This is a genomic window from Zhihengliuella halotolerans (genome assembly GCF_004217565.1).
In the GTDB taxonomy this organism is placed as follows: Bacteria; Actinomycetota; Actinomycetes; order Actinomycetales; family Micrococcaceae; genus Zhihengliuella; species Zhihengliuella halotolerans.
The window spans coordinates 2,505,155-2,520,497 of the sequence record NZ_SHLA01000001.1; the positions used below are offsets into that span (position 1 = coordinate 2,505,155).

Consider the following 15,343-nt stretch of genomic DNA (forward strand, 5'->3'; position numbering starts at 1 on the left):
GAGGGTGGAAGGGCCTACCGCGGTTGGCCGCGGGAGGGCCCGGAATGCCGGGTTGGGGAGAGGGAAGAGGTCAGGCGACCCCGAGTTGGTTCCAAAGAACCATGACGGCGGTCCCGCGGAGCACGACGTCCTGTGGTTCTTGGGCAAGCCGGATTGCTATCCGGGGTGGTCTTTGCGGGAGCATCCGAGCCGTGAGTGTCTTCTCAACACTGCTGCGGAGACTGCCATCCAAGAGGTGCGTCGGCCCGCTGAGCACAACTTCGGCCAAGTCCAACGCGCCGATAATCGGAGCCAGCGCAACAGCGAGTCGCTCGCCGGCCGTCTGCAGGACCTGATCTGCAGCGGCGTCCGGAGCGGGGGACGACGCAGCTGCCGCCAACCCCCGCTCGAGAGAAGGCACTGAGAGCCAAGTTTCGAGGCAGCCCTTTTTGCCACAAGTGCAGTCGCTGCCGCCGTCCGTACCGACAACCACATGGCCAATTTCTCCGGCGGCCGAGTGCACACCGCGGGCGCGTTGCCCGTTGACCATGAGGCCGGAACCGACACCGCGTCCGACTTTGACCAAGATTATGTCGTCCGCGCCGCCGCCGAAGGTGTACTCCGCAAGGACCGCGGCATCAGCGTCGTTGGAAACCAGAGTGGGCAAGCCAGTCATCGACTCCAGCAGCTCGCGCAGCGGGACGTTGCTCCACTCGAGGTTCGGTGCTGTGAGCACCTGCCCGTCACCGTCCACAATGCCCGGGGTGCCGACGCCGATGCCCAACAAGGGAGCAGTGGCTGCGTCGATGGTTTTGCGGACCAGGTCGAGCACCAGCTGCGTGACCTCCTCCCCCTTCTCGTGGGAGGTGACGATCTCCGTTCGATGCAGGATGTTGCCGTCGAGGTCCAGGACTGCGCCCCGAAGTACGGAATTCTCCGCCAGGTCCAGGCCGATGATCTGGAGTCCGCGGCGGTTGACGTCCACCAGGATGGCGGGCTTTCCCGGCCGCACTTTCTCGGACTGGCCCAATTCGACGACGTGACTGCGCTCGAGCAGTTCGGCCACGAGGTCCGACACGGTGACCCGGGTCAGCCCCAAGGCCCGCGACAGATCTGCACGGCTCATCGGGCCAGCGGAGTGGAGGGTTTGGAGTACCAGCGCCAAGTTGTGTACCCGTCCATGCGACGGCAGTGCGGCGGTACCCGTCGTCATGGTGCGGAAGGGGCCTCGTGAAGCGGTCATGAAACGTTAGTTAACTGTACTAACAAAAATTCCACAAGGGTCTGCGGCCAGTTTGCGGGACCGTGACCATATTGTGATGTGAAGCACTTTCGCCGGCATGGACGCGGCTACGCGATTTACATCGCAGGCCCCGCGTGGATAGCGTTCAAAGAACTTGAACACGCTGAGTCATGCTGACTGAGCTCTCACCCTGCGTACCCGGAAGGCTGCATGAAACCCCACGCTCTGCACGCTGCGATCGGAGCCATGTGGGGAGCACTTGTCTTCGCCCTGATGCTGCTCCTCCGCAACGCGATCGGCGACCCGCAAGCGCTCGGCGATCAGAGCATCATGCTGGTTAGTTTGATCGTCATCGGCGCAGTCGCACTGCCCGTTGGCCGCGCGCGAAGGTTGGCGGCGGTGCAGAAGCGGGCCGTCGATCAGCAGCGGCAGCATCACGCCAACTGAGCGGCGAACCGACCGAACGCGCGCCTAGCTCACCAGCAGCGCGACGCCGGCGAGGCCGGTGCCGACCAGCGCCGCGCACAGCGCGAGCGCCGTGATGATCACGGCCAGGCGTTTGATGGGCGTCTTGCGCTCGTCTGTCATGATCCTCGAATCAGTGCCGTGGTGTGCCGGTTCTCCACAAGGGCTGAAGAACACGCAGCCCGCCGGTGCCCACCAGCCTAACGGAGGGCGATGGCCTCCACCTGCTCGTCGGTGATGTTGAGGAGGCCCAGCTGGGCCGAGGGCAGAGCCACCCACGCCTCCGTCCCGTCGTCCCGCCGCACCGGGACCCGCGGGGTCACCACCAGGAAGTCGGCGTTGGCAGCCGCCAGCTCGAACTCGAACTCGACCTGCTCGCCGGGCGCGAGCCGCACCGTGTCCCCGCGCTCGGCGGGTTCCCCGTCGATGCGGACGGCGTCCACCCTCGCCTCCAGAGCCGGGACGCCGACAGTAACGTCCGCGTCGCTGACGTTGGTCAGCGGCGCCGTCATCCGGTCGACACCCGAATAGACCGCCGCGTACCCGTCGGCGGCCTCCAGCACCGGGGGTCCCTCCCCCGTACCGGCCGTAAAGTGCCAAGACCCGATCCGGTGCGTGGTGCTCTCGCCGTCAGAATAGTTCAGCGTCAGCGTCTCCACCGTGGTCTCCCGCTCCGGCGCGACCGTCAGCAACAGACTGCCCAGCATGCCGTGATCGGTGGTGTCGCCCCGCTCGACCGAGTACTCCAGCACGTCGACCTCCTGACCGTCCTCACCGCTGAGGACCACCGAGGCGACGTCGGTCCAGACCGGCGAATCCGCCGCGTCCAGCAAGACCATGCTCACGGGATACCCCGCCTCCGGATCGGGAACGTCCACGTCGGCCTGTGTCAGGGCGAACCGCGCGGCGACCTCGGGCTCAGCCGGCTGTCCGCACCCGGACAGGGCCGCGATCAGCACGACGGCGGCGAGCGCGGTCGCGCTGATCCTCGCCTGAAGGCGCGGCCGGCCAGGGCGCGCGGCACCCGCAACGGCGGGCCAGGTGAGGGAGCGGGAGTGTCGACTCATGGGGCGAGCATACTTCACGCGACTTTCGGCATCCCGGCGTTGTTACCGCCGGGCGCCGCGCATAGACTCGCCCCATGCGCCCTCCCCTTCGTCTCCTCGCCGGACTTTCCCTGGCGGGTCTCGTCGCCGCCTCGCTCGCCGCGTGCGGGCCCGCCATCCCGGAGCCCGATCCCGCCGCCGAGGCCCTGGCCTCCGCACTGGAGGCCGGCGACTTCTCCGCCGTGCCGCTGTCCGGGACCACCGCGGAGGAGGCGGCAGACGCCGTCGAACTGGCGTACGCCGGCATGGGCGAGATCCCGCGCACCCACACGGTCACGCAGGTGGCCGTGGACGACGAGGAGCAGGACGGCGTGAAGACCGCATCCGCCACCCTGCAGACCACGTGGGACGTCGACGAGACGGACAACGACTTCACCTACGAGACGCAAGCGGTGTGGGAACTCGATGCCGAGAACGAGCGCTGGAAACTGCGCTTCACCCCCGAGATCCTGGCGCCTGAACTCGGCGAGGGCGAGTCCCTGGTCGCGAAGTCCACCTCCGGCGAACGCGGCGAGATCCTCGGCGCGGACGGCGAGGCGATCGTGACGGACCGTCCCGTGGTGCGCGTGGGGATCGACAAGACGCGGGCCGAATCAAGCGAGTGGGAGGACTCGGCGCGGGAGCTGGCCGAACTGGTCGAGATCGACGCGGACTCCTACGCCGCGCGCGTGGAGGCCGCCGGCGAGAAGGCGTGGGTGGAGGCGATCGTCCTGCGCGACGACGACCGCGACGTCACCGACGAGCAGATCTACGAGATCCCCGGGGCGATCGCGCAGCCGGACGACATCCCGCTGGCACCCACCCGCGAGTTCGCGCGGCCGATCCTGGGCACCGTGGGGCAAGCGACGGCGGAGATCATCGAGGCGTCGGAGGGGCGGATCGAGGCGGGCGATCGGGTCGGCCCCTCCGGGCTGCAGGCGGCGTACGACGCCGACTTGTCCGGCACCAAAGGCGTGACCGTCACGCGCAACTCGGCGGAGGACGAGCCCGTCGCCGAGATCTTCGCCAGCGAACAGACCGACGGACAGGACCTGGAACTCACCCTCGAAGAGGACCTGCAGACGGCCGCGGAGGCCGTGCTGGCCGACGTCGAACCGGCGTCGGCGATCGTCGCGATCCGCCCGTCCGACGGCGCCGTGCTGGCCGCCGCGTCCGGCCCCGGCGGCGAGGGGTACAACACCGCACTGCTGGGCCGCTACGCGCCGGGCTCGACGTTCAAGGTCGTCAGCGCGCTCGCGATGCTGCGCGGCGGCGCGACCGAGAACACCACCGTCGACTGCACGCCCACCACCACGGTGGACGGGAAGTCGTTCAAAAACTTCGACGCCTACCCCTCCTCCGCGCTCGGGTCCATCCCGCTCTCCGAGGCCCTCGCCCAGTCCTGCAACACGGTCTTCGTGAACGCCGGGGACGACGTCGGTTCCGCGCCACTCGCGGAGGCGGCGGCCGCGCTGGGCCTCACCGGTGAGGACGGCACGGGGGCCGGCCCGTTCCTGGGGGCCGTGCCGGACGACTCGGCCGGCACCGAACTGGCCGCCAACATGATCGGCCAGGGCGTGGTGCAGGCCTCCACGCTAGGCATAGCGACGGTCGCGGCGTCGGTCTCCGCGGGCGAGACCGTGCAGCCGCGGTTTGTGCTCTCCCCCGAGCAGGAGGCACCCGCCGAGCCGGCGAGCAAGCTGACCACGGAGGAGTCCGAGGCCCTGGCCCGCATGATGGCCGACGTCGTCGACCACGGTACTCTCGTGGACCTCAAGGACCTCACGGGCGGCACGGTCATCGGCAAGAGCGGCACCGCGGAGTACGACTCCGAGCAGAACGCCCACGCCTGGGCGATCGCCGCGCAGGGCGACCTCGCGGTGGCGGTGTTCGTGGAGGAGGGCGACGGCGGTTCCCGCACGGCTGGCCCGCTGGTGAAGGAATTCCTCGCCGCCGCCCGCTAGAGACCGGGCTGGCCGGATCATCTGCTCAGGTCCGGCGTGCCAGCGCTGAATGCAAACGACAGTTCGACCATCGGGGAAGTATGAGTGTAGAGAATTCGACAGCCACCGCCGAGAAGGCTCGGAAGAAACGGCGCGCACGGGTGGTGTCCGCCGGAGATGCCCTGATCGGCGTCGGAGGGACCGTATGTGTGCTATCCATCGCGATCGGAGTGATCACCGGGCTCGCCGGCGACTCGCCATCAGCCTTCGCCGGAGTCGTGCCCGGGCTGCTGCTGGTGGCCATCGGATACCTCAAGCGAATCGCCACCGCACTGGTGGAACAGCTCTAGCTCCACCCGGTACGCGCTCAGCCGCTTGACTTAAATACCCCCAGGGGTATTCTGGTCACTATGAACACCACCTCGCAGACCGCCCGGCGCATCGTCGTGGTCGGCGGCGTCGCCGGCGGCATGAGCTTCGCCGCCCGCGCCCGCCGACTGGACGAATCCGCCGTCATCACCGTCCTGGACCGCGGCCGCCACGTCTCCTTCGCGAACTGCGGCCTGCCGTACCACCTCGACGGCGAGATCGCCGAGGAATCGGCCCTGACCCTGCGCACCCCCGAATCGTTCCGGCCCTCCGGGATCGACGTGCGCACCGGGCACGACGTCGTCGCGCTCGACCCGCACGCACGCACCGTCACCGTCGAAATCTCCGGCGACGGCGGCCCCCGCACCGAAACCATCGCCTACGACGAGCTGCTCCTCTCCCCCGGCGGCCGCACCATCGTGCCCGATGTCGAAGGCCTCGCCGCCGGCTTCGCGTCCGGCCGGGTGCGCACGCTGCGCACGGTCGACGACGCCACCGGGCTGCGCACCGACATCCTCGCCGCGCGGGCGAGCACCGCCGTCGTCGTCGGGGCCGGATTCATCGGCCTCGAGGCCGCCGAGGCCCTCGCCGCCGCCGGGCTCGAGGTCTCCCTGATCCAGCGCTCCGGCCAGATCCTGTCGCCGCTCGAGCGCGAGCTCGCGCACCTCGTCGCCGAGGAGGCCGCCCGGCTCGGCATCCGCGTGCTGACCGGACGCCAGCTGCGCGCCTACCGCCCGGGCGCGGACGGCGGCGACGTCGTCGTGCTCGATGACGGCACCGAGCTGGGCGCCGATGCGACCGTGATCGCCACCGGCATCACCCCGGATACGGAGGTGTTCGCCGCGGCCGGCGTCGAGTGCGACGCCGGGGCGATCCTGACCGACGAGCACGGCCGCACCAGCGTGGAGCACGTCTGGGCCGTCGGCGACGCGACCGCCCGGCCCACCGCCGTCACGGGCGCCACCCGCTCCACGGCCCTCGCCGGCCCAGCGAACCGGGCCGGGCGCCTCGTCGCGGACGCGATGCTCGGCGAGAACGCCCGGCCGCTGCCGCCCGCGCAGGGCACCGCCGTCGTTCGCGTCGGCTCGCTGACCGCCGCGATGACCGGCGCCAACCGGGCGGAGCTCGACGCCGCGGGGACCGAATATCAGACGCTGCACCTGCACCCGCTGCAGCACGCCGGGTACTTCCCCGGGGCCGAGCAGATCCACCTGGTGGTGCACATCGGCCCCGACGGCCGGCTCCTCGGGGCGCAGGCGGTGGGGCGCGACGGCGTCGACAAGCGGATCGACGTCATCGCCACCGCCATGCGCGGCGGACTGGACGTGGCCGACCTGATCGACCTCGACCTCGCGTACGCGCCGCCCTACGGATCCGCGAAGGACCCGGTGAACTTCGCCGGCATGCTCGGCGAGAACGTGACGAGCGGACTCGTGCGGCTCTGGCACGCCGCGGAGGCCGCCGACCTCGACGGCGCCGTGGTGCTCGACGTGCGCAACCCGGACGAGGTCGCCACGGGCACCCTGCCCGGCGCGCTCCTGATCCCGGTGAACGAGCTGCGCGACCGGCTCGGCGAGGTGTTCGCCGCGGCGGGGAACGACGGCGCCCGGCCGGTCCGCATCCTGTGCGCGTCGGGCGTGCGCTCGGCGGCCGCTTACCGCATCATCGTCCAGGCAGCCGCGGCGGAGGGAATCCGGCTCGACGTCGCGACGCTCTCCGGCGGCATGCTCACGCTGCGCGCCTGGTACGGCGACGACGTGCGCAATCTGCTGGCCGTGCCGGAAGGGGCGGCGGCATGATCTCCCACGACGAGGCCACCCAGCGCAAGATCCTCAACCGGCTCAAGCGGGCGCGCGGCCAGCTCGACGCCGTGATCTCGGCGGTCGAGGAGCAGAAGTCGTGCCGCGACGTCGTGACCCAACTGTCCGCTGTGACGAGCGCGCTGGACCGGGCCGGCTTCGCGATCGTCTCCACCGCCATGCGCGAGTGCGTGGTCGCCGACGCCGAAGGCGGCGCGCCGGAGGACGGCGACGACGACCGAATGACCATCGACGAGCTCGAGCAGCTCTTCATGCGCCTGTCCTGAGTACCCCTTCACCCACCTGCACACCGCCAGAACCAAGGAGAGAACTATGTGCCGAGCAACCACCTGTAAGACCTGCAACAAGACCACGTGGGCCGGCTGCGGCCAGCACGTCGCATCCGTCAAGGCCACCGTCCCGGCCGGCCAGTGGTGCGGCGGCCATGAGCGGCAGGAGAAGAAGGGCTTCTTCGCCAGCCTCTTCGGCCGCTAGCAGCGGCTGCGACGCTCCGATGCGGCGCCCTGTGGATAACTCCAGAGGCGCTGCCCCGCGTGCATTAGCATGAATGGAAAGATTTATGCGGCAGTGATGAGCGCACGCGGGACCCGCGGGCCGCGGCGGGACAGGAGGGTGGCACGGCGTGAAGTTCGACATCCGGCACGACGCCGCCCAGCAGACCACCCGCGTCGCCGCGTCCAACCTCACCGAGATCCGGGAACACCTCACCGCGGTCGACGCCAGCGACCGGGCGTTGCGTGAGGCCCTGCCCCAGAGCGATGCGGTCCGAGCCGCACTGGAGGAGCTCTCCAACTACGTCGTGGCACCCACCGAGCAGGCCCTGCAGGAGAGCGCCGACGCGGCGATCATCTGGACGCGTGTCGCCCTGAGCGAGTACGCCGCGGGCGACCAGGAGATGGCCGACAACGCCAGTCAGTCCGAAGCCCAGGCCTCGTCCCCGCGCTGGCCGGAGAAGCCGACGTGAGCGCCCAGCTGTTCGAGGTCGTCCTCCTCGATGACCCCGCCGCCATCCGCGACCGCGCAGCCGCCTACGCGGAAGCCGCGTCCACCGTGCGAACCTCCGCGGAGAACGCGCGAAACCACTGGCAGACGATCGACCAGCACTACAACGCCGTCGAAGCGTTCACCGTGGCTTCGGCGATGAACCGCCCGGCATATCTGGCCGAACAGCTCGACGACGTTGCCGACAGCGCACGCACGGCCCTGGCGAAATACGCGGACGAGCTCGACAACCTCGCCACCCGGCGCAGCACCCTCCTCGATGACATCGCGACGTTCAACGCCAGCGGCCCCGGCATCGACGACCTGCCAGCCCGCGACGAGGCGATCTTCCGCCTGCGGGACCGCTGCCACAATCTGGCCCAGTCGAAGGACGACGCCCAGAACCGCTGCGTTCAGGCGCTGCGCGGGCTGAGCACCAACATCGCCCAGGACAGCGCCCGACCGAAGCGCGTCCCGACGGCCGCCGAGTCAGATGACATCCACGATCCGACGCCCGGAACAGCGGTCCAGGTCGCCCGTAACGCCGGTGTCATCCCGGGCGACTCGTTCGACGACGGCCTCGACACCCTCAAATGGGCGGCCGAACACTACGGCACCGCCCTGGGCGCTGGCTCGAACTACTTCACGCACAATCTGACCAAAGAACTCGTGGGGAAGAACGGGCTCCGCGCCGACTGGGTCCCCAAGGACCTCGCCCAGCTCGCCTCAACGAACCGCCTCGTCGGACGCTTCACCGAAAAGGTCCTTGACTGGACTCCAACCCACGGCGTCGCCCCCGATACGGTCTTGGACATCAACGACTCCCGCCATCCCTTCCATAAACCCGCCGGCGTCGCCGACGCTGGGAGGAAATTCGTCCAACGTGGTCTCGCGTTCATGAATCCCGAGAATCTCATCCCCAAAGAGGGTCTGGACGCGTCACGTGACCTCTGGCGCAACGTCGGCAAGTGGGCAGGACGTGCCGGCGGCGCGGTCGGCGCTGGTTTCACCGCCGTCGCGAGCTGGCAGGAAGATTCGCTGAAGCACCCCGAAATGAGCGAGGGAGAGAAAGGGGCACGCACGGCCGTGGTCACCGGCGCGACGACCGCAGCGGCCATCGGGGGTGCCAAGGCTGGCGCAGTTCTCGGCGCGACCATCGGAACCTTCCTCGGTCCGGGACCGGGTACGGCCGCCGGAGCAGTGGTCGGTGGAATCATCGGTGGAGTTGCGGCTGGTTTCGCTGCGAGCGCTGCCGACAGATTCCTAAAGGACCTCACCAGTGACGCCTACCGCTGGGGCGCGGGACTATTCGAAAGGTCTACACGGTGATTATCACTCTAGTTGTCATTGGCGCGATCGTTCTTCCTCTCCTTTCGATACACTTCGTCGTCCATCCGCGGCGCATCACCGATGCCCACTGGTACGGACACTTTAGTGAATACACGAACCTCTATCTCTTCCCCCTGGATTCGCACTTCTCGGTTCAGCATGCTGGGCCTACATTGCCGATCAGCTGGGGCTCGAAGGAATATATTTATTCTTTGGTGTTCTCACGATGCTGTTCACCGCTCTCACGGCCATTGGATTCATAGCCATGCTCGGCGTACCTATGCCGCCGTTCATGACACCTAAGTGGGTTCGAGATCGGCGCAAGGCCGATCGTGAGGCCAGACGACAGCGTCGTGCCGACCGCAAGGCGGCGCAAGACGGAACACCTGAGACGGGCACAAGTGGCGACTGAGACTACTGAGACGCACTTCGCGGATCCCCGCGCCGTTTTCACTCTGACCGCGCCGCCGGAGTGGGACGTCGACGCCAGTGGCCTGGACGACGGGCTGCTCATCGCGACGTCGCAGAAGCCGTGGACGGCAGGGTTCCGCCCCAACATCGTGGTGACCCAGGTAGACCTCGGCGAGCACCCGGAGACGCCCGAAGCGACGCTCGCCGACCAGCGCGATGCCGAGGAGGTCATGCGGCGCACCCTAGCCGACTACCGTCTTCTCCACCTAGACCGTGAGCGATTCGGCTCGCCCGCCGTTCAGGGCGCTAAGCGCTCAGCGTCCTACACGAACGACGACGGCACCCCCGTCATGATGCACCAGTGGGTGGCTCGTACCGGCGGCAAAGAGGTCGCCATGACCGTCACGTTCGCCACCCCCGACCTACCGCACTGGGCCAGCGGGAGCTGGATCATCGCCAAGCGCCTCGAGTGGCGGGCCGTCTGATGTCCACCTCTCTGACTACTATTCACCTCGCGGATCAGGACTTCCGCGATCTCATCAATGCGCAGCACGACGGCGTTACCACTACCTGCCGCGACCTCACCGATACCTCGGGCATTCCCGTCGTGCGCGACAAATCCGTGACGCCCGAGGCGTCCCGGCTCGTCCAACTCATCACTGGCAGCCGCGGCACGTTCTACGCGGAGGGTGGCAGCGGCACGGAGCAGCCGTCCGAGACGTGGATCTGGTCCGGCCGCGACGGGATCATCTCCGCCCAAAGCCAGGGTGACGACGCATTCGTCCTCAGGGCCGCGCCGGCCACCGACCTCTACACGGTCGTCATCGACGCCCTCGGCCTCCAGGCGCGCGCCAGCCCCCTCGACGACGGTTCCGACGTCCGGATCGACAAGAAGATCCTCGCTGCGGCCGCCGGCAGCGCAGACGGAGCCGAGGCAGTAGCCGAGGCACAACGCTCACTCGGCGAGGCGGTGCGTGAACTGCACCCCGGCATCGCCGACCGCCTGTCCGGAGGCGAAGGCCGATACGTCTCGCTCTTCTCGGAATGGAATGGCACCCAGGGCCTCCGCCAGGGCCCACTGATGTTCGTGGACACTCCGGACGGCGTACTGCTGCACCGGAAGTCGGGCATGCGGTTCATGCCGCGCCACACAGTCACGGCGGTCCCTACCTGGGCGGTTTGGGAAGAGGTCGTTCAGTTGCTGCCGCGCCCTGAGGATTTCATCTCCTGGGCCAACCAAGACCAGTGATGAGACTCCTGCGACCACGCGATCTCGAACACCTCAACGTGGTCTAAGTCAGCGTGCGTTGCGCTGTTGGGCGTCGAGCTGTTCGCGGGCTGCCTTGTACTCCTCGGACGTCTGCGGCCCGCCTTCCCATGGGAACGGAACGCGCTCGCAGCCCCAGGACTTCGGGTTCTCCGTGCAGTCACCGGAGACCAGTCGTGTCTCCGACTTCCAGATCGTCGCCGTCTTGGCCGGACTCGTCACCGTGGCAACGCCGGGGATCGGGATCCAATCAGACGTCGGAGTCTTGAACTGACCTGCGTACGTCGTGGTGACGGACACGGGATAGAACCCGGTTGCCTCGTACTGATGACTCGTAGCTGTCCCCGAATCGGCGGCCCTCGCCGCCGCACCTGCTGTCACCGGTCCCCCGGCATACGCGCTTGTCTTGGCCTGACCGTCCCCGTAGTCCCAGGTGTAGTTGAGTGGTGTCGCCCGAATCGTCACTTCTACGCCCAGCAACGTCGTGCCCAACGTATGGTCTGCCGCGTCCGCCCACATGTTCAGGTGGGTCCCGCGCAGCGCGGCGCCCCACATCTTTCCCGGAACCTGCTCGTCCTCGATCTCGCCAGCCATCACAAGAGTTGGCCGCGGGATCTCGACCCGCCGAAACTCCTGAGCAACAAGATCTGGACGATCCACGGGATCAACATCCTCGGCAGGCCCCGTCGCGGTGAGGATCGGCCTCTCGACGTTGATGGGAGCACACGGACTGACTACTACGTCTGGCACTTCCCCAGAGCCAGCGTCAGCGGCCTCGGACTGCGCCGCCAAAAACTCATCCTCATCGCAGACGTCGGCGGTACCACCGACGCACTCGGCGTCGACTTCTCCACTCGTCTCGTCCGTGCAGTAGGGGACACTGCCTCGATTATCCGCAACCGTTTCTGGGACAGGGGTCACGTCGGGAGCCGTAACTGTCGGAGGAACCTGATTATCCGCTTCCGGAGCCACATAGGTACTATCATCTTTTTCAAGACCCCAAAGATCTATTCCGGAACCATTCGCCTCCGATGAAGTCTCCGACCGTGGATCCGCTGCCGCAGCTTGAGCGTTCCACGGCGCAGACGAGATCAAGAATCCGGCGATCACAATCGCTACCAGTAATCTGGTCGCCCTTTGGAAATATGCGGACATCTAATTCCGGGCCGCCGTTCGTGTCGCCAGCCATGCACCATTCTCATAGGAAGCGTCAAACTCAAATTTAACGACTCCGTCCTTAAGAACATTGTCGCCGCCGTCGAGAAGCCCATCCTTACCGTAAGCGTCACCAGCAAACTTTCGGAGCGTAAAGTAAGCTGTCTGATTCTCGCCCTGACCTCCGTGGAGCTTGGCAATGATGTCGGTCGCCTGCATCTCACCGCCGACAATCCATTGTTCGCTCCCACCCTGTCCAATGTTCTCGATCATGTTGAGAATTCTCGTACAGCCCGAACATCCTTCATCCGAAACCTGACTGACGTACGAGTCGTCACCCGTTGCAATTCCGTAGCTCGCCGCCTCATACCAGTACTCGATGAAGGCCTTGAAGCCCTCCTCGCTGAACTCCTCGGCCTCTTCCGGGAGTTCCGGTGGGACGAGGTTCTGCGCAGGGCCCTCGGGGGTCGCTTTCTTGGGCTCGGGCGGAGTGCTGCTGCTGGGTGCCGCGGAAGAGGAAGGCGTGGATGCAGACGGCTCCGTCGTCGTGCCGTCATCACCTGCGCAGGCGCTCAGCGCCAGAAGGCTGGCGACGCCCAGCGTCGCGAGCGCGCCGCGCAACATCTTTGAACCCTGCATTTTCCGCCTCCTCATTACAGCCAAGACTTGGCCCATTCGAGGCTACCAATCGGCGTGGTGCCGCGGAAAACTTATCCACAAGGTTGCCCTCGACGACTACACGGGTTGTCGGGAATCCTATGAAGGTGTCGAACCGGTGCTTCGCACTGACCACACAACCGCTTCAACGCAGCAGCAACAACCCCGAGGAGCCTCGATGATCAACGGCAACGTTTCACACTGGTGGGAACAGATTGGACTACCCGCGCCGAGGCCTGCCCTGCCCGGATACCTGCATGCCGACGTCGCCATCGTGGGCGCCGGGTTCACCGGGTTGTGGACGGCCTACTATCTCAAGCGCGAACGGCCGGACCTGCGCGTCGTCGTCATTGAGCAGCGCCACGTCGGCTACGGCGCTTCCGGGCGGAACGGCGGGTGGCTGACGAACTCCATCACCGGTGGCCGCGATCAATACGCGAAGTCCCACGGCAGGGAGCAGGCCGAAGAATTCCAGCTCGCCATGAACCGGACCGTGGACGAGGTCATCCGGGTGGCCCTGTCGGAGGGAATCGACGCGGACATCCGCAAGGGTGGCGAAGTAGAGGTCGCCTACACCCCCGCGCAGGAGGCGCGACTGCGGGCCCAGGTCGCCGCCGAACGGGAATGGAAGCACACCGACGTCGAGCTCCTGGAGGGCGCGCGAGCCACTGAACGCATCATTGTCGCCGGCACCCGCGTCGCTTCCTGGCACCCGCATTGCGCCCGCATTCAGCCGGCCAAGCTGGTGGTCGGGTTGGCCGAGGCGGCGGAGCGGCTCGGCGTCGAAATCTACGAGCAGACGCGCGTCGAGGCGATCCGACCACATCTGGTGGAGACGACGCACGGCACGGTGGCCGCCGAGTTCATCGTGCGGGCAACGGAGGGATTCACCTCGCAACTGGCCGGCATGCGGCGCGCGTGGCTGCCGATGAACTCGTCTATGATCGCGACGGAACCCCTGGACGCCGCGGTGTGGGAGGAGATCGGCTGGCGCAACGGTGAGGTGCTCGGGGATTACGCACACGTGTACATGTACGCCCAACGAACGGCCGACGACCGGATCGCCATCGGCGGCCGGGGCGTGCCCTACAAGTACGGGTCGCGCACCGACCTCGACGGCGTCACGCCCGACGTCACGGTCCGCACCCTCGAGGCCATCATGAACCGCTTCTTCCCCGGGACCCGGGGCGCACGCATCGATCACGCCTGGTCTGGCGTGCTGGGGGTTCCGCGCGACTGGTCCGCGACGGTCGGTCTTGACCCGGCGACGGGAGTGGGCTGGGGTGGCGGATACGTCGGCACCGGCGTCACGGCCACCAACCTGAGCGGGCGAACCTTGACGGACCTCATTCTCGGCCGGGACACCGAACTCACCCGGCTGCCCTGGGTCAACCGGAAGGTCCGCCCGTGGGAGCCGGAGCCGCTGCGCTGGCTGGCCACGAAGGGACTCTACGCCGCCTATGGCTTCGCAGACCGAACCGAGCTCGCCAGCCGCACCAAGACATCACCCGTGGCCCACCTCGCGGACGTGATCACCGGCCGGGCGTGACCCGTCGCCGAGGTCCGTGTTCTATAGAATTGACATATGAGCACTCCGCAGCAGTCACCCAACCCCTACGGCAACAATCAGGCCCAGCCCGGCCCGTACCAGCAGGCGCCCGGTCAGGCCGGCGCCCCGTCGCCCTACGCCCAGCCCGGATACCCCGCCCAGGTGGGGCGCCCGACCAACACGTACGCCATCGTCTCTCTGGTCTCCAGCTTCTTCATCGGCCTGGTCGGCGTGATCTTCGGCCACCTCGCGCGCAAGCAGATCCGCGAAACCGGTGAGGCGGGCGACGGCCTCGCGATCGCCGGACTCATCATCGGCTACGTCTCGATCGGCTTCTGGGTGCTGATGTTCTTCCTGATGTTCCTGCCACTCCTGTTCATCGGCGTCTAACCACCTTGCCGTCGCGACAAGGGGCGGGATAGCCTTCGAATAAATCGGAGACTGAGGGGAAACACTGTGATGGGAATTCAAGGCTGGGAGTGGCTGATCATGATCGGCCTCGCGCTCGGGGCGCTGGTCCTGATCGTCGTGGTGCTGTTCGTGATCGTCCGCCGCGAGCCGCAGCCCGACGACGTCGTGCTGGTTTCGCCCCACGAACCCATCGGGCACACGCCCGACGGCCGGCCGCTCTACCCGGCGCCGCAGGTGCGGCCGACCAACACGTTTGCCATCCTCGCCTTGATCTTCAGCTTCTTCGTCGCGATTCTCGGCGTGGTCTTCGGCCACCTGGCCCGCGCGCAGATCCGCCGCACGGGCGAGGCAGGCGACGGGCTCGCCCTGGCGGGCCTGATCATCGGCTACGCGGTGATCGTCGGCTGGGCGCTCTTGCTCTTCGCCCCGCTCATCTTCGGCGGCATCATGAGCAGCAGCGTGACGTACGGGCTAGTCCTCGCGGCGACCTGATCACCCTGATCACCAGCCAATTCCTCCCCGCGACTCAGCCCGCACACAGACGCGGTCGGTAGCGTCGTAGTCACCTCATCGTAGGTGCGAGTGATGAACAGAGGCCCCGGTTGCCGCCTCAGGCAATCGGGGCCTTCTCGCGTGCAGAACTCGACGGCGCGCGATGGCAAGGAGACTGCCCTGATTG

General features: G+C 67.4%; 17 protein-coding genes. 13 read left to right on the forward strand and 4 right to left on the reverse strand.

Annotated elements, in window-relative coordinates; all coding sequences use genetic code 11:
* Positions 1-70 precede the first annotated feature (70 nt).
* A complete protein-coding gene (locus tag EV380_RS11330) occupies positions 71-1,105 on the reverse strand; it encodes an ROK family protein (protein WP_242607596.1) in 1,035 nt (344 codons plus the stop codon).
* Positions 1,106-1,432: 327 nt separating this feature from the next.
* On the opposite strand from EV380_RS11330, the gene EV380_RS11335 reads away from it, so the two are divergent.
* Positions 1,433-1,669, forward strand: a complete 237-nt coding sequence (locus EV380_RS11335; RefSeq protein WP_130451225.1) for a hypothetical protein — start codon at positions 1,433-1,435, stop codon at positions 1,667-1,669.
* Between the two features lie 218 nt (positions 1,670-1,887).
* On the opposite strand, the gene EV380_RS11340 is transcribed toward EV380_RS11335, so the two are convergent.
* Entirely contained in the window at positions 1,888-2,754 is an 867-nt protein-coding gene (locus tag EV380_RS11340) for a hypothetical protein (RefSeq protein WP_130451226.1), read from the reverse strand.
* A 74-nt stretch (positions 2,755-2,828) separates the two neighbouring features.
* On the opposite strand from EV380_RS11340, the gene EV380_RS11345 reads away from it, so the two are divergent.
* The 9 genes from EV380_RS11345 to EV380_RS11380 all read left to right on the forward strand — a co-directional run bounded on the left by EV380_RS11345 (position 2,829) and on the right by EV380_RS11380 (position 10,874).
* Entirely contained in the window at positions 2,829-4,736 is a 1,908-nt protein-coding gene (locus tag EV380_RS11345) for a penicillin-binding transpeptidase domain-containing protein (protein WP_130451227.1), read from the forward strand.
* 188 nt (positions 4,737-4,924) lie between these two features.
* Complete coding sequence (locus EV380_RS16625; protein WP_165391947.1) at positions 4,925-5,065, forward strand: hypothetical protein; 141 nt, start codon at positions 4,925-4,927, stop codon at positions 5,063-5,065.
* A 60-nt stretch (positions 5,066-5,125) separates the two neighbouring features.
* Positions 5,126-6,883 (forward strand): FAD-dependent oxidoreductase, encoded by a 1,758-nt coding sequence (locus EV380_RS11350; protein ID WP_130451228.1) that lies wholly within the window; start codon positions 5,126-5,128, stop codon positions 6,881-6,883.
* The gene (locus EV380_RS11355; protein ID WP_130451229.1) at positions 6,880-7,170 is read left to right on the forward strand and encodes a metal-sensitive transcriptional regulator; all 291 of its coding nucleotides are present in this window, start codon (positions 6,880-6,882) and stop codon (positions 7,168-7,170) included. Before EV380_RS11350 ends, EV380_RS11355 begins: the two co-directional genes overlap by 4 nt.
* 46 nt (positions 7,171-7,216) lie before the next feature.
* Complete coding sequence (locus tag EV380_RS16630; RefSeq protein ID WP_165391948.1) at positions 7,217-7,378, forward strand: hypothetical protein; 162 nt, start codon at positions 7,217-7,219, stop codon at positions 7,376-7,378.
* Positions 7,379-7,526: 148 nt separating this feature from the next.
* Positions 7,527-7,868: a DUF6507 family protein gene (locus tag EV380_RS11360; RefSeq protein ID WP_130451230.1), complete on the forward strand. Its 342-nt coding sequence runs from the start codon at positions 7,527-7,529 to the stop codon at positions 7,866-7,868.
* Positions 7,865-9,214, forward strand: coding sequence for a hypothetical protein (locus EV380_RS11365; RefSeq protein WP_130451231.1), 1,350 nt, complete (start codon positions 7,865-7,867; stop codon positions 9,212-9,214). Before EV380_RS11360 ends, EV380_RS11365 begins: the two co-directional genes overlap by 4 nt.
* A 401-nt stretch (positions 9,215-9,615) precedes the next feature.
* Positions 9,616-10,110: a hypothetical protein gene (locus EV380_RS11375; protein WP_130451233.1), complete on the forward strand. Its 495-nt coding sequence runs from the start codon at positions 9,616-9,618 to the stop codon at positions 10,108-10,110.
* Positions 10,110-10,874 carry a hypothetical protein gene (locus tag EV380_RS11380; RefSeq protein ID WP_130451234.1) on the forward strand — a complete coding sequence of 255 codons (765 nt, stop codon included), beginning with the start codon at positions 10,110-10,112 and terminating at the stop codon, positions 10,872-10,874. Before EV380_RS11375 ends, EV380_RS11380 begins: the two co-directional genes overlap by 1 nt.
* Positions 10,875-10,922: 48 nt before the next feature.
* Here the strand turns inward: EV380_RS11380 and EV380_RS11385 are convergent, their stop codons facing one another.
* The gene (locus EV380_RS11385; RefSeq protein WP_130451235.1) at positions 10,923-11,486 is read right to left on the reverse strand and encodes a hypothetical protein; all 564 of its coding nucleotides are present in this window, start codon (positions 11,484-11,486) and stop codon (positions 10,923-10,925) included.
* A gap of 561 nt (positions 11,487-12,047) precedes the next feature.
* Positions 12,048-12,686, reverse strand: a complete 639-nt coding sequence (locus EV380_RS11390; protein WP_130451236.1) for a DUF6318 family protein — start codon at positions 12,684-12,686, stop codon at positions 12,048-12,050.
* A 196-nt stretch (positions 12,687-12,882) separates the two neighbouring features.
* On the opposite strand from EV380_RS11390, the gene EV380_RS11395 reads away from it, so the two are divergent.
* The 3 genes from EV380_RS11395 to EV380_RS11405 all read left to right on the forward strand — a co-directional run bounded on the left by EV380_RS11395 (position 12,883) and on the right by EV380_RS11405 (position 15,156).
* Positions 12,883-14,253 (forward strand): NAD(P)/FAD-dependent oxidoreductase, encoded by a 1,371-nt coding sequence (locus EV380_RS11395; protein ID WP_130451237.1) that lies wholly within the window; start codon positions 12,883-12,885, stop codon positions 14,251-14,253.
* 36 nt (positions 14,254-14,289) lie between these two features.
* Complete coding sequence (locus tag EV380_RS11400) at positions 14,290-14,643, forward strand: DUF4190 domain-containing protein (protein WP_130451238.1); 354 nt, start codon at positions 14,290-14,292, stop codon at positions 14,641-14,643.
* A gap of 69 nt (positions 14,644-14,712) precedes the next feature.
* Positions 14,713-15,156 (forward strand): DUF4190 domain-containing protein, encoded by a 444-nt coding sequence (locus EV380_RS11405; RefSeq protein WP_242607735.1) that lies wholly within the window; start codon positions 14,713-14,715, stop codon positions 15,154-15,156.
* The last annotated feature ends 187 nt before the right edge of the window (positions 15,157-15,343 follow it).

Excerpts from the sequence above, each read along its gene's own strand:
- EV380_RS11335 (WP_130451225.1), top strand. The coding sequence starts at position 1,433 with ATGAAACCCCACGCTCTGCACGCTGCGATCGGAGCCATGTGGGGAGCA.
- EV380_RS11400 (WP_130451238.1), top strand. The coding sequence starts at position 14,290 with ATGAGCACTCCGCAGCAGTCACCCAACCCCTACGGCAACAATCAGGCC.
- EV380_RS16630 (WP_165391948.1), top strand. The coding sequence starts at position 7,217 with ATGTGCCGAGCAACCACCTGTAAGACCTGCAACAAGACCACGTGGGCC.
- EV380_RS11390 (WP_130451236.1), bottom strand. The coding sequence starts at position 12,686 with ATGCAGGGTTCAAAGATGTTGCGCGGCGCGCTCGCGACGCTGGGCGTC.
- EV380_RS11330 (WP_242607596.1), bottom strand. The coding sequence starts at position 1,105 with ATGAGCCGTGCAGATCTGTCGCGGGCCTTGGGGCTGACCCGGGTCACC.
- EV380_RS11345 (WP_130451227.1), top strand. The coding sequence starts at position 2,829 with ATGCGCCCTCCCCTTCGTCTCCTCGCCGGACTTTCCCTGGCGGGTCTC.
- EV380_RS11405 (WP_242607735.1), top strand. The coding sequence starts at position 14,713 with ATGGGAATTCAAGGCTGGGAGTGGCTGATCATGATCGGCCTCGCGCTC.
- EV380_RS11380 (WP_130451234.1), top strand. The coding sequence starts at position 10,110 with ATGTCCACCTCTCTGACTACTATTCACCTCGCGGATCAGGACTTCCGC.
- EV380_RS11340 (WP_130451226.1), bottom strand. The coding sequence starts at position 2,754 with ATGAGTCGACACTCCCGCTCCCTCACCTGGCCCGCCGTTGCGGGTGCC.
- EV380_RS11355 (WP_130451229.1), top strand. The coding sequence starts at position 6,880 with ATGATCTCCCACGACGAGGCCACCCAGCGCAAGATCCTCAACCGGCTC.
- EV380_RS11395 (WP_130451237.1), top strand. The coding sequence starts at position 12,883 with ATGATCAACGGCAACGTTTCACACTGGTGGGAACAGATTGGACTACCC.
- EV380_RS11350 (WP_130451228.1), top strand. The coding sequence starts at position 5,126 with ATGAACACCACCTCGCAGACCGCCCGGCGCATCGTCGTGGTCGGCGGC.
- EV380_RS11385 (WP_130451235.1), bottom strand. The coding sequence starts at position 11,486 with ATGGCTGGCGAGATCGAGGACGAGCAGGTTCCGGGAAAGATGTGGGGC.